Source organism: Streptomyces sp. NPDC002276, assembly GCF_053891435.1.
The window spans coordinates 451,103-474,603 of sequence record NZ_JBSFCQ010000003.1 but is presented as its reverse complement, the minus strand read 5'-3'; the positions used below and the strand labels follow the sequence as shown (position 1 = coordinate 474,603).

The following is a 23,501-nucleotide window of genomic DNA, read 5'->3' as shown; positions in this document are numbered from 1 at the left end:
TCTCCGAGCAGGTGCTGCGCGGCACGTTGCCGATGCAGATCCATGGCGGGATCTACTCGCCCGTGATCACCGACGCCGACGGCAACGCGGTCGGCATGCTGCGTCTGATCACCCGGCCGGGGACCAGTACCCCGCTGCGGCAGAGCACCGCGGGTCAGATCAACCTGGAGAGCCATCTGGTCAACACCGCGAAGATGGACCTCTCCTCGAAGTACACCAGCGGCATCGGGATCACCGCCAACGCCGCCGCCGCCCTCACCGGCGACCACAGTCAGGGGCACCCGCACACGTCGAGCGTCGTCGGTGGCAGCCTGGGCCTGCGCGGGCAGGTCCAGGCGACCGTCACCAACACGTACAGCGCGAGCAGTTCCGCGGGCACGATGCACGCCATCCGCACCAACCAGAGTCATCTGCTCGCCCAGACCGCCGTCACCTACCAGGTCACCCTGATCCGGCCGGACGGCACCGAGACACGCGCACCGGACCTGGCCCTGACGCACGGCATGGATCTACGGCTCCTGAGCCGGACCGTCGCCGACGGGGAGACTCCTGACCCCGACGAGAGGCGTGAACTCCCGGACTCGCTGGAGCGGTTGGACGGCATCGGGCTCAGCGCGGCCCCGCTCGACGTCACCGGCGCCGACGGTCTGTTCAACCGGGCCGAGGCGTGGCTGCGCCGCGAGGGCTTCCTGCCGTCCGCTGCCACCGGTATGGGCGTGCTGCGCAATCACGAGCCCGAGCACCAGATCCGGCTGCACGCTCAGCTCAACAACCTGCGCCGGTTGCGTGAGGCGCGCTCCCGCACCGGGTTGCGTGCCGCCACCGACTCGATGGTGGACGGCGGTCACGCGCTGCACTTCGAGGTGCCCGACAGGACCGACACGGGCGTCCGTCGGGTCCGGCTGCTGCTCACCGCCGTCCGCGACACCACGCGGCCCAGCGTCCACGACCTGGTCCTGCCGGGCATCCAGGTCATGGGCCTTGCCCAGATGGCGGGCAGCGACGCCGAGCAGCGCGGCGAGTCGTACAGCGGGGCGCTCGGGCTGCTGGCCAGCGTCAGTGGGCCGGTGGGGCCTTGGGGGTCCTTCGGGGGCGGGCTCGACTACCAAGGCGGTCCCCAAGTGACCCACGGCGACACCGTGGGCGGCGCCACCGGGCACGACCAGTTCTTCATCGCCACCAACCAGAACAGCCACGCGTTCGACGTGCCGGTGCAGTTGGCCCTCGATCTGTACGCGGACGACGCGGACGACGCGGATGGCACTGACGGCACGGACGAGCCGAGCGTGCGGTTCGGGGAGGACATCAATCGGGCTGCCACGGCCCCGGCTCCGGCCGTCGTCGTGGCCCCAACTGTCCCCGGTGCGGCGCCCGTTGCTCCCGCGCCGCCCGTCGCGCCGTCGCCTACGGTCGCCGGTACGCTGCGGCTGGCGGTGCCGAACGGCCGTACCCGCGCGCTGTCGGCGACCGCCGCACCGCGCCCGGCACGGGCCGACGAGGCCCCGCGTCCGGTACGGGCCGCCGACCGGGAGCGGCTCGAAGGCACCGACGCCCACGGCGTCCCGCGGCAGGGTCTGGTGCGGATTCCGGACGACGCGCTGATCGATACCGTGCGCGGCTCCGCGGCCATCGAGTCGGTCTTCCGGCGGGCCGCCGCGGATATCCGCCACCAGGCCCAGCAGGCGCAGCAGGCGCAGCAGGCGACGCCCGCCGTCCCGGCCGTCGGACCGATCCTCCCGGTCGCCGCCCCTGCCCCGGCCGTCGCCGCGCCCGTGCCCGCGCCCGTGCCCGCACGCGACGGCGTCTCCCCGCTCGCTGGACACGGGCTGACGGACAGCAGGACGCGCGCCGCAGAGACCCGGCATGCCGCGATCACGCCGGGGAGTCTGGTCGCCCACGGCCACGAACTGTTCAAGAACTCCTACGTAGTTGAGGGCTTGAGCCTGCCGGGGACGTTCGCCGATGGGCAGTACTCGTTGGAGATCCAGGCCGTCGCGCACCGGCCGCGGTTGTTGGACACCACTCGGCAGTACCTGGAGACCGGCGTCTCGGCCACCGACAGCGCCCAGCAGCTCAAGTCCCTCGGAAAGTCACGCCAGTTGGGCGTGAACGCCGTGGCCACCCAGAACCCGTCCACGCCTGCGGGACAGGGCAACACCGGTCCGGAGTCGGACGGTTCGGTCTCCACCAGCCAGACCAGCGGCCGGCCGAACAAGATCCAGCTCAACCCGTCGGTACGGCTCAACAAGGTGTCCCGGACCGATATCTCCGACACTCTTTCCGCCGCTACGGGCGTCAACCGCACCCCGACCGAGAGCGGCGATCTGCACCGGGTGGTCGCCGACGTCACCTATGTGGTCACGGTCCGCGCCGGTTCCCGCGCCCTGCTCAGCGGGGTCCGTGACCTCGGCACGATCGCCCCCGTCACCTTCGCGGTGAACGTCCCGGACGGCCTCCAGTTCCTGATGACCCAGGGCCAACTCAACCGTGACGCACGGTGGATGGGCTCGGTGCAGGGACTCACCCCCACGCCCGTCCAGGGCCAGGCCCCGCTGCCGGCGGCGTACATGCGGAACCGGCAACTGGGTCTCGGCGGCGTCCTCTCGGTCACCGAGTACGAGCGAGCCCCCGCCCCCGCGGCCGTCGCCGGTCAGATCCCGATGGTGCCGGTCAACGTCAGGGAGCGGCGCGGCCAGGTCGGGCGCGAGCTGCTGAACCTGGTCGAGACCGAGGCACCCGGCGTGATCACCCCCGGGCACGCCGGTTACCAGCAGGGCGTGCACAGCCGGATCGCGCAGCTCACCTCGACGGCCGGACTGCGCTCGCTGCCCGGCCGCGGCCCGGAGGGCACCCAGCAGCCGGCCACCACCCGCTTCCACTTCCGCCACCACGCCTACGGCGGTGAGCGGCTGGTCGAGGTCACGCTCAGGGCGGTACCCCGGGGGACCCAGAACCTGGCCGCCATCGGGGGCACCACGACGCCCGGCTCGGGTCTCGAACAGTGGCAGTCGCACACCGCGGCGGGCCGCGCCGTCACCCGCGCCTCGGTCGGGCAGGTACAGCTCCCGGTCACGATCACCAACCGCTATCTCCGCCCGAACCAGGGCCCCGATCACTCCAGGACGGACCGCTCGGCGCCCGTCTTCACCCCGCAGTCGGCCAGCAGCATCTCCGCGCGCCGGGCGACCACCGCCGACAACCGGTTCTGGCTGCGCACCGACCACGGCGCCGACTTCGACGGCCTGCGATACGACTACGAGCTGTCGGTGCGCTCCGCGCTGGTCGTCGACTGGCCGCCCAATGTCATCGGCGGTCTCATCCAGAACGGTGTCATCGCCTGGGCCGACGCGGACGGCGACGTACGCCGGTGGATCGACGCGATGCTGGAGGGGGGCAACTCCCGTACCAGCACCGTCCCGGTCCGGTTGGCGCTGCGGTTCACCGGCACCGAGGCCACCGCAGCACCCGGTGGCCCGGCCCGCGTGAACGCCCCGTCCGTACTCTCCGACGTCGACCCGCGCAACACCGTGCGGCCGGCCGGTCCCGCGGCGGGCGCGTATCTCACCGACGTGCAGATGTTCCACCCGGTGGGGCCGACCCCGGCGTTCCACTTCGACGGCTGGACGCATCTGGAGACGGCGCTGAACCAGGTGGCGCCGCGTCGCGGGCGGAGTTGGCACGCGCAGATCACGTCCGTGTCGGTCGAGGGACAGGCGGTCCGGCTGGGCCAGTTGATCCAGGCCGGGCGGGTCGCGCTCGACCGCCCCCGGCGGGTCGCCGACCTCACCTCCGAGATGCCCGGCACCGCGCCCTTCGAAGGGGCGCCGGAACACCCCCCGACGATCGCGGTGACGCTGTACAACCCGCGCCGTTCCACCAACGCCGACGACGTCACGCTCGACCAACTCCACAACACCACCGACACGGTGAGCACCGCGGCCGGTGCCGACCACTCCTTTGCCACCTCGTTCACGCAACTCCTCAGCGGCGACGACGACAACCACGAGATCGGCGGAATCAGCCTCCCGCTCGCCCAGCGGCAGACCCAGCCCTCCGCGTTCGGCGGCACCACCACCGGCAGCCGCCGTGACTGGCTGAAGTCCGGCAGCACCTCCGCACCCGCCAACGGCGCGCGTGGCACGCGGAGTTACGTCGTCGACGCCGATGCCCACCTCCTCGTCGAGGGACCGCAGGGCGCCCGCCACGTCACCGGTACGGTCACCCTTCGCATCGAGGAGCGCGACCTCCTCGGCCACGGCCTGCTCACCCCGGCCGAGTCGCCGCCGAACGTCCACGACCTGCCCGCGCTCGTCCCCGACTGGGCCACCGCCCAGCCGCACACTCTGCCCGAACGCCTCAACGCGGCGATTCCGGCGGGCAGCCACGGCGTGCAGTTCTGGGTGGCCCTGGGCGCCGACCCGCAGGGCGCCCGCCTCGGCCAAGCGCTCTACATGGCTTCCCGTACGGCGGTGCTCGGCAACCGGCCACTGGAGCTGATGACCCGTGACCAACAGGGCGTCCGCCGTTGGGAGTTCACCGCCGAGGGCGCCCTCGTCACGGCCGATCCGGACCTGTCCACCGCGTGGAACGCCTTCGACGCGCAGGCCGAACTGCTGCACACCGCCACCGACACCCTCGCCGACACCCCACGGCAGCTGAACCTCCGCTTCGCCGCCCGCCGACAGGCCAACGGGGTGTACACGGCCGCGTCGACCAGCCACGAGGAGGCGCGGGCCGCGGTCACGGCCGCGCGGTCCGACCACACCCAGGCGAGGACGACGGCCGCCGACTCCGTCGAGGCAGCGCGCGCGGCCGAGGCGCTGGTGGCACGGCTGAAGCGGGAGTTGACGGAGGCCCAGAGGGCCGTCGCCACCCTGCCGTCGGTGATCGAACGGCATGCGCGGGACGAGATCCAGGGCCACCGCGACCTCCAGACGGCCCTGGCCGCGCTGACGCGGGCCGAGAACGCCGTACGCACCGAACAGGCCGCGAGGAACGGGCAGTCGAGTACGGCCACCGCCCCCGCACCGGCCACCGCCCCCGCACCGGCTCCCGCCGCGTCCGGCGCCACGCGCTCCCACGCCCCCGCGGCCGATGTCGCCGCCGACCCCCGGGTGCAGGCCGTGCTCCCGGCGATCACCACCGCCGAGAACGCGATCCAGCAGTCCACCACCGCGCTCACCACCGCCCGGTCGGCGCTGACAGCGGCGGAGGCGACCGTCACCGACCGGCCGGGCGCGATCCGCAAGGCCGAGAGGGACCACGGGACGGCCGTGGCGAAGGCGGCGCGGGACGCGGAGGCCGAGGTCGTCGCGGCCGACAGCCTCCGGATCGCCACGCAGAACGAGAACGACGCCCAGAACCAGGTGACCGCGGCCGCGGCCGACGTCACCCTCCGCGAAGGGGAGGTCGTCGCCACCGTCACCAGGCAGATACAGGCCGCCGCCGACCAGGTGTCGGCCACCGCCGCGCTGCCGGGCCTGTCCACCGCCGTCCACGACAGTGCCCCGACCCCCGAACAGTCCCTGCGCACCACCTTCGCCACGACCCCGCCCCGCTGGCCCACCCCCGACGGCCGCACCGCCCCCCTCCCGGCGGGCGGCCAGACCCACACCCCGGCGCCCGCCACCGCCACGGCCGCATCCACCTCCACGTCCACACCGACCCCGGCGAAACAGCAGCCGAAGAAGAGCGGACCGGCCAAGAAGCCGGTCACCGGCAAGGCCGGCAAGAACAAGAAACCGGCCCCCGGCACTACCACCACGACCACCACGACCACCACCACTCCGACCGCCCCGCTGTCTCCCTACGTAGCCTCCACGGGCAGAGCCGTCCTGACCCCCGGCGACGGCAACTGCCTCCTTTACGCCGTCATCGGCAGCGCACCGCACCTGGTCCGCACCCACCTCCAGCAGGCCAACCCGGCCATCGCCGCGACCACCGCCGCGTGGCTCGCCCGGCCCGACGAGGTACGGCAGGCCCTCAGGACGATGGCGGGGAACTCGCAGAGCACGCACCGGGGAGTAGGCCATCTGCGGGCCGCGCAGCAGGGGTTGCAGGACCTGGTGCTGGCCCGGCTGGCGGCGGCGCGCAACGGCACCCGGCCGCTCCCGCCCCAGGTGCTCGGCCAGCTCCGGGGCGTCCTCGCCGACGGGTTCGCCGAGACGGTGCAGGGCGTGTCCGACGCCGATGTCGACGTCCAACTGGGCGTGTACGGCATCCAGGGCATGACCCACGCCGAGGACCTGGACCCGGCCGACCTCCAGACCCGCTACGCGCTGGCCGTCTCGGCGGCGAACGCACCGCCCGCACCGGCCGGCAACCCACCGAGCAACCGGCGGATGTTCGCCTATCTCCAGGCGGTGCACGCGCTGCCGACACTCACGGCGATGACACCGGCCGAGCGCCGGTCGCTGCTGATCGCCGGGTACCACCGGAGCACCGCCCCCCTCACCGACGACGAGGCGGACGCGCTCGATCAAGCGGTGGACAACTGGTCGGCCGTGTGGGCACACCCGATCGGCGACACCTTCCTGCCCCTGCTCGCCGACACCCTCGGCGCCCCCATCCACGTCTTCGAGCCGGTGGCCAACACACCCACCGGTCCCCGGGGCATCGTGCTGCGCTACGGCCCGACGGCCACCGGCACGCCCGCGCTTGAGGTCCACTACACGGGCCTGAACCACTACAGCGCCAGTGACGTGCACCAGCCGGCCATCACCCCCTCGAACGCGCCCCGGGGTCCGGAGGACGCCAACAGCGTTCAGTCGGGCGGTCGTTACCGTCCCGCGCCGACTCGTGACGCCGCTGACGACGTGCCCGCGTCCCGTGTCGCCGACCCTGCGTCCAAGGACTCCTGGTTCGGGTTGCGTGCGTATGCGCGTCCGGCTGTGCACAGTACGGAGCGTTTCGATCCGCACGCGGACCAGAGCAACTCGCCGCGTCCGGGGGTTCTCAGCGGTGCGACGACTCTTGTCCGTACGAGTGTCCGTCGTATCCAGGCGCCCAACGGTCAGTGGGTCCGGGACTACACGCTCAACCTTCCGGTCGCCACCAACGACCCCGCGCTGACTGGGCAGTTCAAGGAGCGCATCACGGGTCTCTTGGACGCTCACCTCAACTCCGGTCTGGAGCTGCCCAGTTCAGGGGACCAGCTGCACGTCACCCTCAATCTGATCGACGACCCGTCCCACCCCGAGGCGATCGCCCTCACCGACACCTCCGACCCGGCCCGCGCCGACCAACTCCACCTGGACGTCAACCACTCCGACGCGGATCTCCTGCACGAGGTCCTGCACTACCTCGGTCTGCCGGACGAGCAGCGCGACAATGACTTCCTGTTGCGCAACCACCCGAACAGCACGACGGTCCGCACCACGGGCCTGATGGCCGACACGCAGAGCCCGGTCCACATTCCCGGCCGTTACCTCCGCACGATCGAGAACGTCACGGCATCCGGTCCTCAACTCCACGACCACGCGGGCCAGTTGGCGAATGGTCCCGTCCAGGACCCCGACACCACCCCCATCCCCGCAGACGGCAACCTCACCTGGCCCACCTCCCAGGCTCCTACCGTCCCGCCGCCCGCGCGAGTCCAACTCCCGTCGACGTACGTGGCGTCGTACGGTGCGCTGCCGGACGGGACGGTCGGGTTGGTGTACGCGGAGCCGTTCTCGGACGAGGTGATCGCGGGGTTGCACGGGCAGGTCTACGAGGCGCTCGGGCTGGACGCCGACAACCCGCCCGAGGCGGTGCGTGATCAGGTGCGGGACGCGTTGAGCCGCGAGAGCCTCGCGCTTCAACTGCCCTATGTGCGCTCGAACGGCGGGTATCGCGTCACGGTCCGGGTCGACGGGCGTGATCGCACCGTCGACGTACAGCTGACGTTGTCCGATGCTCGTAGGTCGTTGCGGCAGGGGCGTTACGACGCGCGGGACGCGGACAAGCATGTCGAGCGGCGTGGGTTCGGTACGCGGGAGAACTTCTCCAGTCAGCCGTCGGGGACGTATCGAACCTTCCAGGTGCCGTGGACCGGGTCCTGGCCGATTACCGCGCCGACCGCGGTGCGGGCGATCGACGGATCGCTGACGGCGGCCATCACGCACAACCAGGCCAGTGACGCGACGACCGTCACGCAGGCTGTTCAGACGACCTCGGCCCAGCGTTCCAACGAGCCTTCTGATCCAGTGGAGTTCACCACCCGGTGGCGGGTGCGCGTCGATGCTCCGGCGGTCACCGCGCCTGCCACCGCCACCGCAACTGCCCCGGCGGCGGACGGTTGGAGTGCGCCGGTGTCGCACGGCTCGACCACGATCTGGTTCCCCCGGCATCTCACCATCGATGACCCCGCGCCGGGTTCGCTGCCCGTGCCCGCCGATCCGGCTGATCTCCCGCTGTACGGCGTCGACTCGGTGATCGACCCCCGGGCCTTGTACGAGCATGTCCACCAGACCTTCCACGCGGATCTTGACGACACGGCGGCGGGGCAGGTCGCGGACTTCCTCTCCGAGCAGGTGCTGCGCGGCACGTTGCCCATGCAGATCGACGGCGGGATCTACTCGCCCGTGATCACCGACGCCGACGGCAACGCGGTCGGCATGCTGCACCTGGTGACCGTGCCCACCGTCGGGACCCCGTTGCGGCAGAGCACCCCGGGTCAGATCAACCTGGAAAGCCATCTGGTCAACACCGCGAAGGTCGACCTCTCCTCGAAGTACACCAGCGGTCTCGGGGTCAGCGGCAGCGGTGCCGCCGCGCTCACCGGTGACCAGAGCCAGGGCCATCCGGACGCGTCGAGCGTCATCGGCGGCAGCCTGGGCCTGCGTGGACAGACCCAGGCGACCGTCACCAACACGTACAGCGCGGGCAGTTCGGCCGGCACGATGCACGCCATCCGCACCAACCGGGGCCATCTGCTCACCCCCTCCGGCGTCACCTACCGCGTCACCCTGATCAGGCCCGATGGCACCCAGACGGCGGCACCGGCGCTCACTCAGGCGCACGGCATGGACCTACGGGTCCTGAGCAGGACGGACGCCACGGGGCACGCTCCCGCCCCCGACGAGAGGCGTGAACTCCCGGACTCGCTGGAGCGGTTGGACGGCATCGGGCTGAGCGCGGCCCCGCTCGACGTGACCGGTACGGACGGTCTGTTCGACGAGGCAGAGGCGTGGCTGCGCCGCGAGGGTTTCCTGCCGTCCGCTCCCACGGGTATCGGCGTGCTGCGCAATCACGAGCCCGAGCATCAGATCCGGCTGCACGCCCAGCTCAACAACCTGCGCCGGTTGCGTGAGGCCCGTTCCCGCACCGGGCTGCGTGCCGCCACCGACTCGATGGTGGACGGCGGTCACGCCCTGCACTTCGAGGTGCCCAACAGCACCGACACCGGCGTTCGCCGGGTCCGGCTGCTGCTCACCGCCGTCCGTGACACCACGCGGCCCAGTGTCCACGACCTGGTCCTGCCGGGCATCCAGGTCATGGGCCTGGCCCAGATGGCGGGCAGCGACGCCGAGCAGCGCGGCGAGTCCTACGGCGGTGCGCTCGGGCCGATGGCCAGCGTCAGCGGACCGACGGGACCCTGGGGGTCGATCGGGTTCGGGGGCGACTACCAGTACGGTCGGCAGATCACGCACGGCGACACCGTGGGCGGGGCCACCGGGCACGACCAGTTCTTCATCGCCACCAACCAGGACAGCCACGAGTTCGCGGTGCCGGTGCGGCTGGCCCTTGACCTGTACGCGGACGACGGTGACGAGCCCAGCGAGCGGTTCGGGCGGAACGTGAACCGGCAGGCCGCCCCGGCCCCGGCGCCCGCTGTCGCTCCGGCCCCCGCTGTCCCCGCGCCTCCCGTCGTCCACGCGCCGACCGTCACCGGCACGCTGCGGCTCGCGGTGCCGAACGGCCGTACCCGCGCCCCTTCGGCGGCCCCTGCGGCGACCGCCGCAACACCTCCTGCGGCCCCAGCGACGACCTCCGCGACACCCCCTGCGGCGACCGCAGTCACGCGCCCCGCCCGTGTCGACGGGGCGCCGCGCCCGGCCAACCCCGTGGACATGGCCCGGTTCGACGGCACCGACGCCCACGGCGTCCCGCGCCCGGACCTGGTGCGGATTCCGGACGACGCGCTGATCGACACCGTGCGCGGTGCCGCCGCGATCGAGTCGGTGTTCCGGCGGGCCGCCGCGGACATCCGCCGCCAGGCGCAGCAGGCGACGCCCGCCACCACGGGCACCGGCACCGGTCCGATCCTTCCGGTCGTCGCCCCTGCCCCGACCGGCCCCGCGCCCGTGCCCGTGCCCGCGCGCGATGGTGTCTCCCCGCTTGCCGGACACGGGCTGACGGACAGCAGGACGCGTGCCGCCGAGACCCGGCACGCGGCGATCACGCCGGGGAGTCTGGTCGCCCACGGCCACGAACTCTTCAAGAACTCCTACGTAGTTGAGGGTCTGAGCCTGCCGGGGACGCTCGCCGACGGCCAGTACTCGCTGGAGATCCAGGCCGTCGCGCACCGGCCCCGGTTGCTGGACACCACGCGGCAGTACCTGGAGACCGGAGTCTCCGCCACCGACAGCGCCCAGCAGCTCAAGTCCCTCGGAAAGTCGCACCAGTTCGGCGGCAGCGGGGTCCTCACTCAGAACCCGCCCAAGCAGCCCGCGAATCCGGTGAACGCGGCCGGGCAGGGCAACACCGGTCCGGAGTCGGACGGTTCGGTCTCCACCAGCCAGACCAGCGGCAAGTCGTACAAGGGCCTCTTCAACCCGTCGGCACGGCTCGGCCATGTCTCCCGTACCGACACCGCCGACACGCTCGCCGCCAGTACGGGCGTCAACCGCACCCCCACCGAGAGCGGCGACCTGCACCGGGTGGTCGCCGACGTCACCTATCTGGTCACGGTCCGCGCGGGCTCCCGCACGCTGCTCAACGGCGTCGGCGAGCCCGGCACGGTCGCCCCCGTCACCTTCGCGGTCGACGTCCCGGACGGCCTCCAGTTCCTCATGACCCAGGGCCAACTCGCCCGAGACGCACGGTGGATGGGCTCGGTGCAGGGACTCACCCCCGCGCCCGCCCCGACCCTGACGGCGCCCCTCCCGGCGTCGTACACGCAGAACCGGCAACTGGGCCTCGGCGGCGTCCTCTCGGTCATCGAGTACGACCGGCCCGTCGCCGCCCCCGTCCCCACGACCGGGCCCAACGCCGGCCAGATCCCGCTGGGGCCGGTCGCCCTGCGGGAGCGGCGCGGGCGGATCAGGCGTGAACTGCTCGCGCTGGTCGAGGCCGAGGCTCCCGGAGCGTTCACCCCGGGGCACCCCGGTTACCAGCAGGGTGTGCACGGTCGGGTCGCGCAGCTCACCTCGCCCGCCGGGCTGCGCTCGCTGCCGGGCCGCGGTCCGGACGGCACCCCGCGCCGGGCCACCACCCGCTTCCACTTCCGCCACCACGGCTTCGGCGGCGAGCGGTTGGTCGAGGTGACGCTGACGGCGGTGCCCCGACGGACCCAGAACCTGGCCGCCGTGCTGGGTTCCTCGACCCCCGGCTCGGGCCTGGAGCAGTCGCAGTCGCACACGGCGGCGGGCCGTGCCGTCACCCGTGGCACGGTCGAGCAGACGCAGCTCCCGGTTACCCTGACCACGCGCTATCCCCGCCCGAACCAGGGCCCCGACCTCAGCAGGACGGACCGCTCGGCGCCTGTGTTCACCCCGCAGTCGGCCAGCAGCGTCTCCGCCCGTCGGGCGACCACCGCAGACAACCGCTTCTGGCTGCGCACGGACAACGGCGCCGACTTCGACGGCCTGGAGTACGACTACGTTCTGTCCGTCCGCTCCGCGCTGGTCGTCGACTGGCCGCCCAATGTCATCGGCGGTCTCATCCAGAACGGTGTCATCGCCTGGGCCGACGCGGACGGCGACGTACGCCGGTTGACGGAGGCCCTGCTCGCCCGCGGCATCCCGCGCACCAGCACCGTCCCGACCCGGCTGGCGCTGCGATTCACCGGCACCGAGACCACCGCACCCGGCGGCCCGGCCCGGGTGAACGCCCCGTCCGTCGTCTCCGGCGTCGACCCGCGCAACACCGTGCGGCCGGCCGGTCCCGCCGCCGGCCCGTATCTCACCGACGCGCAGATGTTCCATCCGGTGGGGCCGACCCCGGCGTTCCACTTCGACGGCTGGGCGCATCTGGAGACGGCCCTGAACGACGTGGCACCGCGCGGTGGACGCGGCTGGCACGCGCAGATCACCTCCGTCTCGGTGGAGGGACAGGCCGTCCGGCTCGGCCAGTTGATCCAGGCCGGGCAGGTCTCCCTCGACCGCCCCCGGCTGGCCGCCGACCTCACCCGGAAGATGCCCGGCACCGCGCCCTTCGAAGGCGCACCGGCACAGCCCCCGACCATCGCGGTGTCGCTCTACAACCCGCGCCGTTCCACCCACGCGGACGACGTCACCCTCGACCAGCTCCACAACACCACGGACACGGTGAGCACCGCCGCAGGCGCCGACCACTCGCTCGCGACCTCGTTCACGCAACTCCTCAGCGGCGACGACGACAACCACGAGATCGCCGGGATCGGCGTGCCGCTCGCCCAGCGGCAGACCCAGCCGTCGACCTTCGGCGGCACCACCACCGGCAGCCGCCGCGACTGGCTGAAGTCCGGCAGCACCTCCGCACCCGCCAACGGGGCGCGCGGCACGCGCAGTTACGTCGTCGACGCCGATGCCCACCTCCTCGTCGAAGGTCCCGAGGGCACCCGCCATGTCACCGGCACCGTCACCCTGCGCGTCGAGGAACGCGACCTTCTCGGCCACGGCCTCCTCACCCCGGCCGAGTCGCCGCCGAACGTCCACGACCTGCCCGCGCTCGTCCCCGACTGGGCCACCGCCCAGCCGCACACCCTGCCCGAGCGTCTGCATGCCGCGATCCCGGCCGGCAGCCGTGGCGTGCAGTTCTGGGTAGCTCTCGGCGACGACCAGCAGGGCACCCGCCTCGGCCAGGCCCTCTACGCCGCCTCGCGCACCGCCGTGCTTGGCCACCGTCCGGTGGAACTGATGACCCGTGACCAACAGGGCGTCCGGCGCTGGGAGTTCACCGCCGAGGGCGCCCTCGTCACCGCCGATCCCGACCTGAGCACCGCGTGGAACGCCTTCGACGCCCAGGCCGAGATCCTGCACAACGCCACCAACACCCTCGCCGACACCCCGCAGCAGTTGAACCGCCTCACCGCCGCCCTCCAGCAGGCCAACCGGGCGCACGCCACCGCCGTAGAGACGCATCGGAAGGCGCAGCTCGCGGTCACGGACGCGATCGAGGTCCACCGGCAGGCGACGGAGACGGCCGCCGACTCCGCGGAGGAGGCGCGCGAGGCCGAGGAGCTGGTGGCACGGCTGAAGCGGGACCTCTCGGAGGCCCGGAGCACCGTCACCACCCTGCCGTCGGTGATCCAGCAGCATGTGCGGGACGAGGCCAGGGGGCGCCACGATCTCCAGACGGCCCTGGCCCGGCTGACGCAGACCGAGAACGCCGTGCGCGCCGCGCGCGTCGCCGCCGAACAGGCCGCGCAGGGCGGGCAGTCGAGTGCCGCTCCCGCCCCTGCCCCCGTACCGGCTCCGCCCACCCCCGCCGTGACCGGCGCCCCGCGCTCCCACGAACCGGCGGCCGATGTCGCCGACGACCCCCGGGTGCGGGCCGTGCTCCCGGTGATCGCCGACGCGAACGACGCGATCCGGCAGGCCGCCTCCCAACTCGCCGCCGAACGGCTCCGGTTGGACAGGGCGAAGCACATCGTCGAGGTGGGCCCGACCCGTATTCGCGCGGAGGAGCGGAAGCACGAGGAGGCCGTGGAGGAGGCCCGGCAGGACGCGGCGGACGTGGTTCTCCAGGAACGCAACCTACGGGACGCCAGGCGGCAGGAGACCCTCGCCCAGGGCCGGGTGACCGAGGCCGAGAAGGAGGTCACGCGGCGCAACGGGCTGGTCGTCGCCGCCGTCACCGCGCAGATACAGGCCGCGGCCGACCAGGTGGCGGCCACCGCCGCGCTGCCGGGGCTGTCCAGTGACGTCCAGGACAGTGCCCCGACTCCGGAACAGTCCCTGCGCACCACCTTCGCCACCACCCCGCCCCGCTGGCCGACCCCGGACGGCCGGCCGACCCCTCTCCCGGCCGGCGGCCAGACCCACACCCCGGTGCCCGTCACGACCACGGCCACCACCGGCACCACCGGCACCACCGGTACGACGCCGAACGCCGGGACCACGTCCACATCGACCCCGGTCCCGCCGAAACAGCAGCCGAAGAAGAGCGGGCCGCCCAAGTCCGGTACGAGCAGCGGCAAGACGGACTCCAAGACGGCAAAGACTGACTCCAAGACGAGCGGCAAGACCGCCAAGGCCGACACGACCAAGAAGTCGGCCCCCGGCAAGAACACGAGCACCGGCACGACCACCACCACGACAGCCCCGGTCGCCCCGCCCTCTCCGTACGTGGCCCCCACGGGCAACGCCGTCCTGACCCCCGGCGACGGCAACTGCCTCCTCTACGCCGTCATCGGCAGCGCGCCACACCTGGTCCGCACCCGCCTGCAACAGGCCGACCCGGCCTTCGCCCCGGGCGCCGCCGCCTGGCTCGCCCGGCCCGGCGACGTACGCCAGACCCTCAGGACGGTGGCGGGGAACCCGCAGACGACGCACCGGGGAGCGAACCATCTGCGCGCCGCGCGGCAGGGGTTGCAGGACCTGGTGCTGGCCCGGCTGGCGGCGGCGGGTGATGGCACCCGACCGCTCCCGGCCCAGGTGCTCGGCCAGCTCAGGGGCGTCCTCGTCGGCAACTTCACGCGGGCGGTGCAGGGCATGAACGCCGCCCAGATCGACAACGAGCTGGTCCAGTACGGCATTCAGGGCGTGACCCACGCCGAGGACCTGGACCCGGTCGACCTCCAGACCCGCTATCTGCAAGCCGTCTCGTTGCCGGGCGCCCCGCCCCCGCCGGCCGGTGCCGCGCCGAGCAACCGGCGGATGTTCGCCTATCTGCGTGCGGTGGACCAGCTGCCGACGCTCGCCACCATGACCCTGGACGAGCGTCGCTCGCTGCTGATCGCCGGGTACCACCGGAGCACCGCCCCGCTCACCGACGACGAGGAGGCCGTACTCGACCACGCGGTACGCAACTGGTCGGCCGCGTGGGCACACCCGGTCGGCGACACCTTCCTGCCGCTGCTCGCCGACACCCTCGGCGCTCCCATCCACGTCTTCCAGCCGATGCCCGCCGCTCTCGCCGGCACCACCGCGACCGGCGGCCCCCGGGGCATCGTGCTGCGCTACGGCCCGACGGCCACCGGCACGCCCGCGCTGGAGGTCCACTACACGGGCCTGAACCACTACAGCGCCAGTGACGTGCATCAGCCCGCCATCACTCCCTCGAACGCGCCCCGGGGTCCGGAGGACGCCAACAGCGTTCAGTCGGGCGGTCGTTACCGTCCCGCGCCGACTCGTGACGCCGCTGACGACGTGCCCGCGTCCCGTGTCGCCGACCCTGCGTCCAAGGACTCCTGGTTCGGGTTGCGTGCGTATGCGCGTCCGGCTGTGCACAGTACGGAGCGTTTCGATCCGCACGCGGACCAGAGCAACTCGCCCCGGCCGGGGGTTCTCAGCGGTGCGACGACTCTTGTCCGTACGAGTGTCCGTCGTATCCAGGCGCCCAACGGTCAGTGGGTCCGGGACTACACGCTCAACCTTCCGGTCACCACCAACGACCCCGCGCTGACTGGGCAGTTCAAGGAGCGCATCACGGGTCTCTTGGACGCTCACCTCAACTCCGGTCTGGAGCTGCCCAGTTCAGGGGACCAGCTGCACGTCACCCTCAATCTGATCGACGACCCGTCCCACCCCGAGGCGATCACCCTCACCGACACCTCCGACCCGGCCCGCGCCGACCAACTCCACCTGGACGTCAACCACTCCGACGCGGATCTCCTGCACGAGGTCCTGCACTACCTTGGTCTGCCGGATGAGCAGCGCGACAATGACTTCCTGTTGCGCAACCACCCGAACAGCACGACGGTCCGCACCACCGGCCTGATGGCCGACACCCAGAGCCCCGTCCACATCCCCGGCCGATACCTCCGGACCATCGAGAACGTCACCGCGGCGGGCCCCCAACTCCACGACCACACCGGACAGTTGGCGAACGGCCCCACCGAGGACCCCGACACCACACCCATCCCGGCGGACAGCACCCCCACCTGGCCCACCTCCAACGCCCCGGTCGCACCGCCCTCTTCGGCGTTCGTCCTCGGCTACGGGTCCCAACTGGACGGCAACGTAGGCCTGGTGCATCTCGAACCGCTGTCCGCGGAGGTCGTGAACGGGCTGCATCAGCAGGTGATGGCGGCGCTCGGGCTGGCGCGTGCGGCGGACACGCATCCGGTGCGGGAGCAGTTGCGGACGGTGGCGAGTGCCGAGACGCTGGTGATCAACCTGCCGTATCTGCGCGGCAGTCTGGGCTTCCGGATCGCGCTGACCGTGGACGGCCGGGAGCGGACGGTGGACCTGCGACTGCGGCTCGCGGACCCGGTCGCCTCGGCCCGGTACGGCCAGGCCGAGGGTGCCGAGCGGGACGTACGGGTGGAGCGGCGCGGCATCGGTTCCCAGGAGTCGGTGTCGTCGGAGGCGTCCGGCAACATCCGTACCCTGCTGCTGCCTTGGACCGCGCTGTTCCCGGTGAGTACGGCGATCCCGGTGCGCGGTGTCGACGCGGCGCTGACCCTCGCGCTGACCCTGAACCAGCTCTCGTCGAGCGCGTCGGTGACCACGGTGGTGCAGTCGACGACCGCACAGCGCAGCAACGAGCCTTCGGAGCCGTACGACTTCACCGCCCTGTGGGACGTACGGCTGGACACTCCGACGCTGGCCGCGCCCGTCACCTGGGGGACGCCGCAGTCGCACGGGCCGGTGACCTTCTGGTTCCCGCAGCATCTGGCGCGGGACGGGGAAGGGGAGTTGCCCGCGGCGGCGGGTCTGGACGTCCTGCCGATCTGGGGCGTGGACACGGTCGCGGAGCCGGGGCGGCTGCTCGCGGAGGCGCTCCAGCACTTCCGGAGGCAGTTGGAGGGGCTGGACAAGGACTCCCTGGGGGAGTTGGAGACGTTCCTGTCGGAGCCGTTGCTGCGGGGCACGCTGCCGATGCAGCGGGAGGGCGGGGTCTTCTCGCCGGTGCTCGTCGACACGTCGGGGCGCGCGCTCGGCATGTTCCAGTTGCTGACCGAGGTGGAGGTGGGGGAGCCGCTGCGGCGGAGCGTCGCCGGGAAGGTCAACCTGGAGGCCCATCTGACGCAGGTGGTGAAGATCGAGGCCCAGTCGAAGTTCAGCAGTGGTGTGTCCCTGTCGGGGAGCGTCGGTCCGGCGCTCACCGGCGACCACGCCGAGGGGCACCCGGACGCCACCCGGCGGGTGGGTGGCGGTGTGCTGGGGCGGGCCGCGGTCCAGGCGGGGACGAGTGACGCGCTCGGCCAGAGTGCCAGTGCGGCGCTGACGCACACGGTGCGCATCAGCAGCAGTCACCTGCTGGCGCCGGCCACGGTCCGGCACACGCTGGTGCTGCATCTGCCGGGCGGCGGGCGGGAGATCTTCGAGCCCGGCGACTGGGCGCGCGGGATGCATCTGCGGCTGATGACCGCCGAGGACGCCGAGGGGCATCCCCCGGAGGACGGTGAACGGCGGCGCCTCCCGGCGGAGTTGGAGCATCTGCGGTCGATCGGCGCGAGCGTGACACCGCTCGCCGTGACGGGTGCCGAACCGCTCTTCGTGGAGGCCGAGAACTGGCTGCGCCGCGAGGGCTTCATTCCCGGCGACGCCAACGCGCGCAACCGGGTGCTGCCCGACGAGGCGCTGGTGCAGGCCCAGTTGAACAATCTGCGCCGGTTCGAGCAGACCCGGTCCGCGATCGGGCTGCGGGCCGCGACGGACTCCATGCTGGACGGCGGTCACTCGCTCTTCCTGGAGCTTCCGACGCTGACCGGCGGTACCCGCCGGGTGCGGCTGGTGCTCAGCGCGGTGCGCGGTACGGGCCTGAGCACGCACACCACCGTGCTGCCCGAAGTGCAGGGCGTCGGCCTGGCGTCGCTTTCGCTGGCCGGGAGCGACCAGAACGGCTCGCAGTACGGGGTGTCGTACGGCGCCGGCGGTTCCTTCGGGCTGCCGGTGCGGGGTGGCGCGTGGACCTTGGGCGGCACCGCCGACCATGTGCGCGGCCACCAGGTGCAGCACGAGAACAGTGTGCAGTTGTCCGTCGGGCACGACCAGCAGGTCGTCGGCAGCGGCGCCGGACAGCGCAGCGAGGTGTTCGAGGTGCCGGCCGCGCTGGCGCTCGACCTGTACGAGGGGCCGGGGGACGCGCCCCAGGTGCGGTTCGCGCACGGGACGGTCCAGCAGCCGTACGTCCCGCACGGCGCCCCGCAGGGCCCGCCCGCGCCTCCGCCGCCGGACCGGATCCCGGGGGTCGTGCGGCTGTCCGTGCCGACGCTCCGTACGCTGCCCGACGCCGAGCCCGTCCCGGCGGCACCGGCCGCGCCCACCGTGCGGGCGGCCACCGCCGCCGACGCCGCGCTGCTCGAACTCGCGGATGAGCAGGGCCCGTTGCCGGATGCGGTGCCGCTGCCGGACGACTCGCTGGTGGAGGTGTTCCGGGCGTCGGCCGCGCTGGACGAGGCCTTCCGGGCGGTGCTCGGCAACACCTATCAGGGGCACCCGGCGCGCGGTCTGCTGGACGGGATGCGGGACTCGGTCGCGGAGTACACCCCGCAGTCGGTGGCGCGTGCCGGGCGGGCCGTGGGCGAGTCGCTGGCCGGCGCCGACGCCACCGACCCGACCACGGTGGCGGCCGAGTTGCTGTCCGCCGCCCGCAGCCCCGCCGCGCTACTGACCCGCGGCCACCAGGTGTTCAAGGGCGCCTATGTGATCGAGGGACTCACCCTGCCCGGGCTCGCCGCGGACGAGGTGCTCTCCGTGGAGATCCGGGGCGCCCTGCGCCGGCCGCGGGCACTGGACGCCCTGACCCAGCAGTTTGAGTCCGGCCTCAACTCCGTTGACGGCGCCGGGCAGCAGCGGGGTGTGGCCCGCACCTCGCAGTGGGCGGCCGGCGTCACCTCGGTCCGCAACGTCTCGTCCTCCGCGACCCCGGGCGCCGACCAGGCCGCGGGCAACGACGGCGACGCCGGCGGCCTCGACAGCGGCACGCTGCTCCGCCGCGCCGACGAGCCGGAGCAGCAACAGGGCGGCGACACAACGGGATCCACGCCCCGGCCGACAGTTCTCAACCCCTCGGCCCGCTACACCCGCACCACCCGGACCGACCAGGCGCGCGGCCTCGGCTCCTCAACGGTCGTCCACCGCACCGCCATTGAGAACAGCCCCCAGCACCGCATCGCCGCCGACGCGACCCTGCTGGTGACGTTCCGCCGGGGCCGCCGCAACGTCGTCGGCAACGCGCTCGGGCAGGGCGAGGGCCGGGCCGTGACCGTGGTGGTCGAAGTGCCGGACGCCGTACGGTTCCTGGCCACACCGGCCCAACTCCGGCGCCACGCCGCCTGGTTCACACCGGTGGCCGGTCTCACCGTGCCCGCTGAGACACCGGGCTCCGTGCCGCTGCCGCGCCGGTTCACGGCCTCCGGTGAGCTGGGCCTCGGCAGCGTCAAGGCGATGGACCAGTTCACCGACGCCACCCGGAGGGTGCGCCGCCGCGACGCGCTGCGCCACCAACTCCTCACCCTGATCGAGGACGAGGCACCCGGCACCACCCGGCCCGGCCACGCCTCGTACCTCCCGGGCGTGGCCACCCGCATCGCGGACCTCACCTCCACGGCGGGCCTGCGCACCCTGCCCGGCCGCGGCCCCGGCCACGTCCAGCGCTTCCGCTTCCGACACGTCGGCTACGGCGGCGCCCGCCTCGTCGAGGTCACCCTCACGGCCCGCCCGGACGCCGACGACCACGCGCTACGACAACTGCGCGGCCACCCCGCGGCCAAGGCCTCCGGCATGGAGAACTACCTGGGCCACACCCCGTCCTCGGTCACCGACCGGACCGGCCGCAGCACCCGGCACGCGGGGTTCGTCCAGCTCCAGACCCGGATCCCGAGGCCCACCGGCGGCCCCCGCACCGACCGCGCGGGCGCCCTGCTCAGCGCCGACACCGTGCGCGGCAACTCGGCACGCGTCAGCCGGACCGCCGAGGACCGGCACTGGCTGCGCACCGACAACGTCGCCGACTTCGACGGCGTCCCGTACCGGATCACCGCCACCGTACGGTCCACGGCCACCGCCGACTGGCTGCTGGATCTGCCGGGCAGCGTGTTCCAGCACGGCGTGCTCAGCCTGACCGACGCGAACACCCCGCTCGCCAACCGCGTCGCCCATCTCTTCCTCGGCCGCCCGACGCGTACCACCACCGTGCACGCCACCGCCGCGCTGCGCTTCACCGGCAGCGAGACCGCCGAACCCGCCCCGGCCGAGCGGCAGTTGACGGCGGGCCGTGCGGAGCGCCGACCGACCGCGACCGGGCACCGTTTCACCCCGGGCGGCCCCGCGCCGGTCTTCGGCTTCGACGCGGGCACCCAACTCGCCGCCGCGCTCGGCGAGGTGGCCCCGGCGCTGACCAACTCCTGGCAGTCGCTGGCCGCTTCCGACTCCGCGGACACCACCGCCGTACGGATCGGCGAACTCCTCCAGGCGGGCACCATCTCGCTGGACCACCCGCGCGGCCCCGGCGGTCTCACCACCACGATGCCGGGCGCCCGCCCCTTCCAGGGCGCCCCCGGCACCCCGCCCCGGCTCACCGTGGAGCTGTACCGGCCGCGCCCGGTGACCGACACCGGCGATGTGACGGTGGACCGGGTGCGGCTGAGCACATTCAGCGCGGGCTCCTCCTCGCACGCGGGCCTCACCGGCGCCCTCTCGGCACAAGGCGGCTTCAGCGCCCACGACTCCAACCGCCAGGTCCTCGGCTTCACCATGCCGGTGCTGGCCCGCCAGGCGCAGGACCCCGGCTCGGGCGCGGGCGTCGCCGGCACCCGCCGCGAGTGGTTCAAGCACGGCGACACCAAGATCCCGGCGGGCACGCGCGGCACCCGCAGCCACGAGATCGTCGCCGACGCGCTGCTCACCGTCCACGGCCCGAACGGCACCCGGTACGTGTCCGGCACGGTCCGGCTGCGCCCCCTGGAACGCGACCTCCTCGGCCACGGCGTCACCACCCCGCGCACCGACCCGGGCGTGTACGACGGCGCGTCCCTGACCCGCGCGGCGGCCGACGCCCAGGCTCCGGACGGCCGCGCCCCCGACGCCCTGCGCGACTGGCGCACGGTACCGCTCCGCGACCTCCCGACCCTCCTGTCCCAGGGCATCGACGCGGCCCAGGACCCCACACCCGACACCGCCGCCATACTCCAACTCTGGCTGGCCACGGACGGCAGCGCGGCCCAGACGGCCCGCGCCCTGTACGCCGCTTCGGGTACGGCCGTACGGCTGGGGCGCCCCGTCGAACTCGCCCTGCGCGACGGCGAGGGCGTGCGCTTCCGACGGTTCGACGTGAACGGGGACCCGGAGGTGGCGCCAGGGGTTGAGGAGCGCGACGCTGGGCTGGGCGACGAGGAGCCGGAAGACCGGGGTCCGAGCAGCGCGGGCCCGAGCACTGGGGCCCGGGGCGGTGCGCCGCGGGCTGTCCGGGGCGGCGACGGCGCGAGTCAGGGCGACGCCGCGCACGACGCCGGCTGGCGGGCCGTACGCGATCAGATGCGGACGTTGGAGACGGCCGGGCAGGCGGAGGACGACGCGCGGGGGCGGGAGGCCCGGCTCCAGGAAGGGATGCCGGAGGCCCTCCGCGTGCGGGACGAGGCGCGGCAGTCGGTGGAGCAGGCGGAACAGGACGTGACAGACGCCCGGGCCGCCGCGGACACCGCGGCCGATGAACTCGTCGCCGCCGAGCGGGCCGTAGCGGACGCCGCCGAGGTCGATCGTGAACGGCGGGCCCGCGTAACGGAGTTGACCACGGACCTTGAGGGTCACGCCCAGCGAGTGGCGACCGCGACCCGGACGGCGGGGGAGTTCCACGACGCGGTCCGCACGGCTGAGGGAGAACTCGGGGCGGCGCGGGAGGCCGTACAGGAGGCGGCGGAGGCCGCGCGCGAAGCGGCCGAACGGGCCGCCCGGCAACCTGCCGACTCGGCGGTGCAGGGCGGGAGTTCGGCTCATGGTGAGGGCAACTCCGGCTCGGACGGCCCTGGTTCCCTCGCCCGGAGCGAGTCGCGCCGGAACCGGGCACAGCGTGCGCTGGACCAGGCGCGGACGGCGGCCGAGGGAGCCGACCGCGCCGTCGAGACCGCTCGGCACGCCGTCGACGACACCAGGGGGCGGCTCGGTCTGGCCCAGGGCGCGGCCAGTTCCGCAGCCGACGCCCTGAACCGGGCCCGGACGCTCGCCGCGACGGCGACCGCGACGGAGCGCACGGCCCGCGCGGCGCTCACCGCCGCCACCGCGCTCCACGACCAGACGGTCACCGAGCGGGACGCGGCCCAGGAGGCGTTGGACGCTCTCGGCCTCGCCATCACCGGCGCGCTCGCCGAGCAGGCCCGGGAGGCGGCCCGGCAGCGCCACGCGCAGCGGGACCTCGGCGATGTCGTGGCCCTCCTGGAAGCACAGCGAGCGGCGGCGGGAGACGGCACGGCACGCCTGACGACCGGTTCCCTGGCCGCCACCCCGGCCGCCTGGCCCGGCCGTACGCCCCGCCCGACACCGGCCCGCAGCGGTGCCCGTCCGACACCGGTTCGGAACGGGGCCCGCCCGTCGGCCGAACTGACGGAGGAGCCGGGGCGCGAGCCTGAGGCCGAGCCCCAAGCAGCGCCCCAGGAAGCGGAGTTGCGGCCGGGCGGAGCCGGGCACGAGGCCGACGAGGAACCCGGAGGGGTCCGGCACCGCCCCGCCGTGTCGCGGGCGCGGGGCCCGGAGACGTTCGCCCGTTCACTGGCCCAGTTGCTCACCGCCCTCGGCACCACTGCCCCCGGCACCACCGCTTCCGACACCGCCCCCACCTGGCCCCGCACCGACGACCCCCACACCGCGCTCCTCACGTGGGCCCAGGCCGACGTAGCGGCTCACGGCGCCCCCGACGACGCGGGGCTCCCGGCGCCGGACACCTCGGTGCAGACCGGCGCGCTGGACGAAATCGGCGCCCTCACCGAGGAGTTGCGCGCCCAGTCGATCCTCCAGAACGGCATGGTGACCGTGGCGGACGCCGGACTGGACGACATCGCGCGCCTCGCTCTGGTGCTGGCCCGCCCCGACGACACCCTCGGCTACACATCCACCCTGGCGGCCCTGGTCGCACGGGACACCGGCCGACCGGTCCAACTGCTCGGCCCCGACGGCCGCACCGACCGGTTCGGCCCGGCCGATGGCACCCCGCTGACCCTCTACTTCGACGGCAACCGGTTCTCGGTCAACCCGCCCGCCCCGGACGACAACTGA

1 protein-coding gene (cut by a window edge) is annotated in these 23,501 nt (G+C 73.3%); it reads left to right on the top strand.

The features are described 5' to 3' along the window. On the top strand, nt 1-23,501 hold the 3' portion of the coding sequence (locus ACWIHT_RS10995; protein WP_456166697.1) for a hypothetical protein. 12,436 nt of this gene lie to the left of the window's left edge; the window shows 23,501 of its 35,937 coding nt (coding positions 12,437-35,937); its start codon lies off the left edge, out of view; its stop codon occupies nt 23,499-23,501.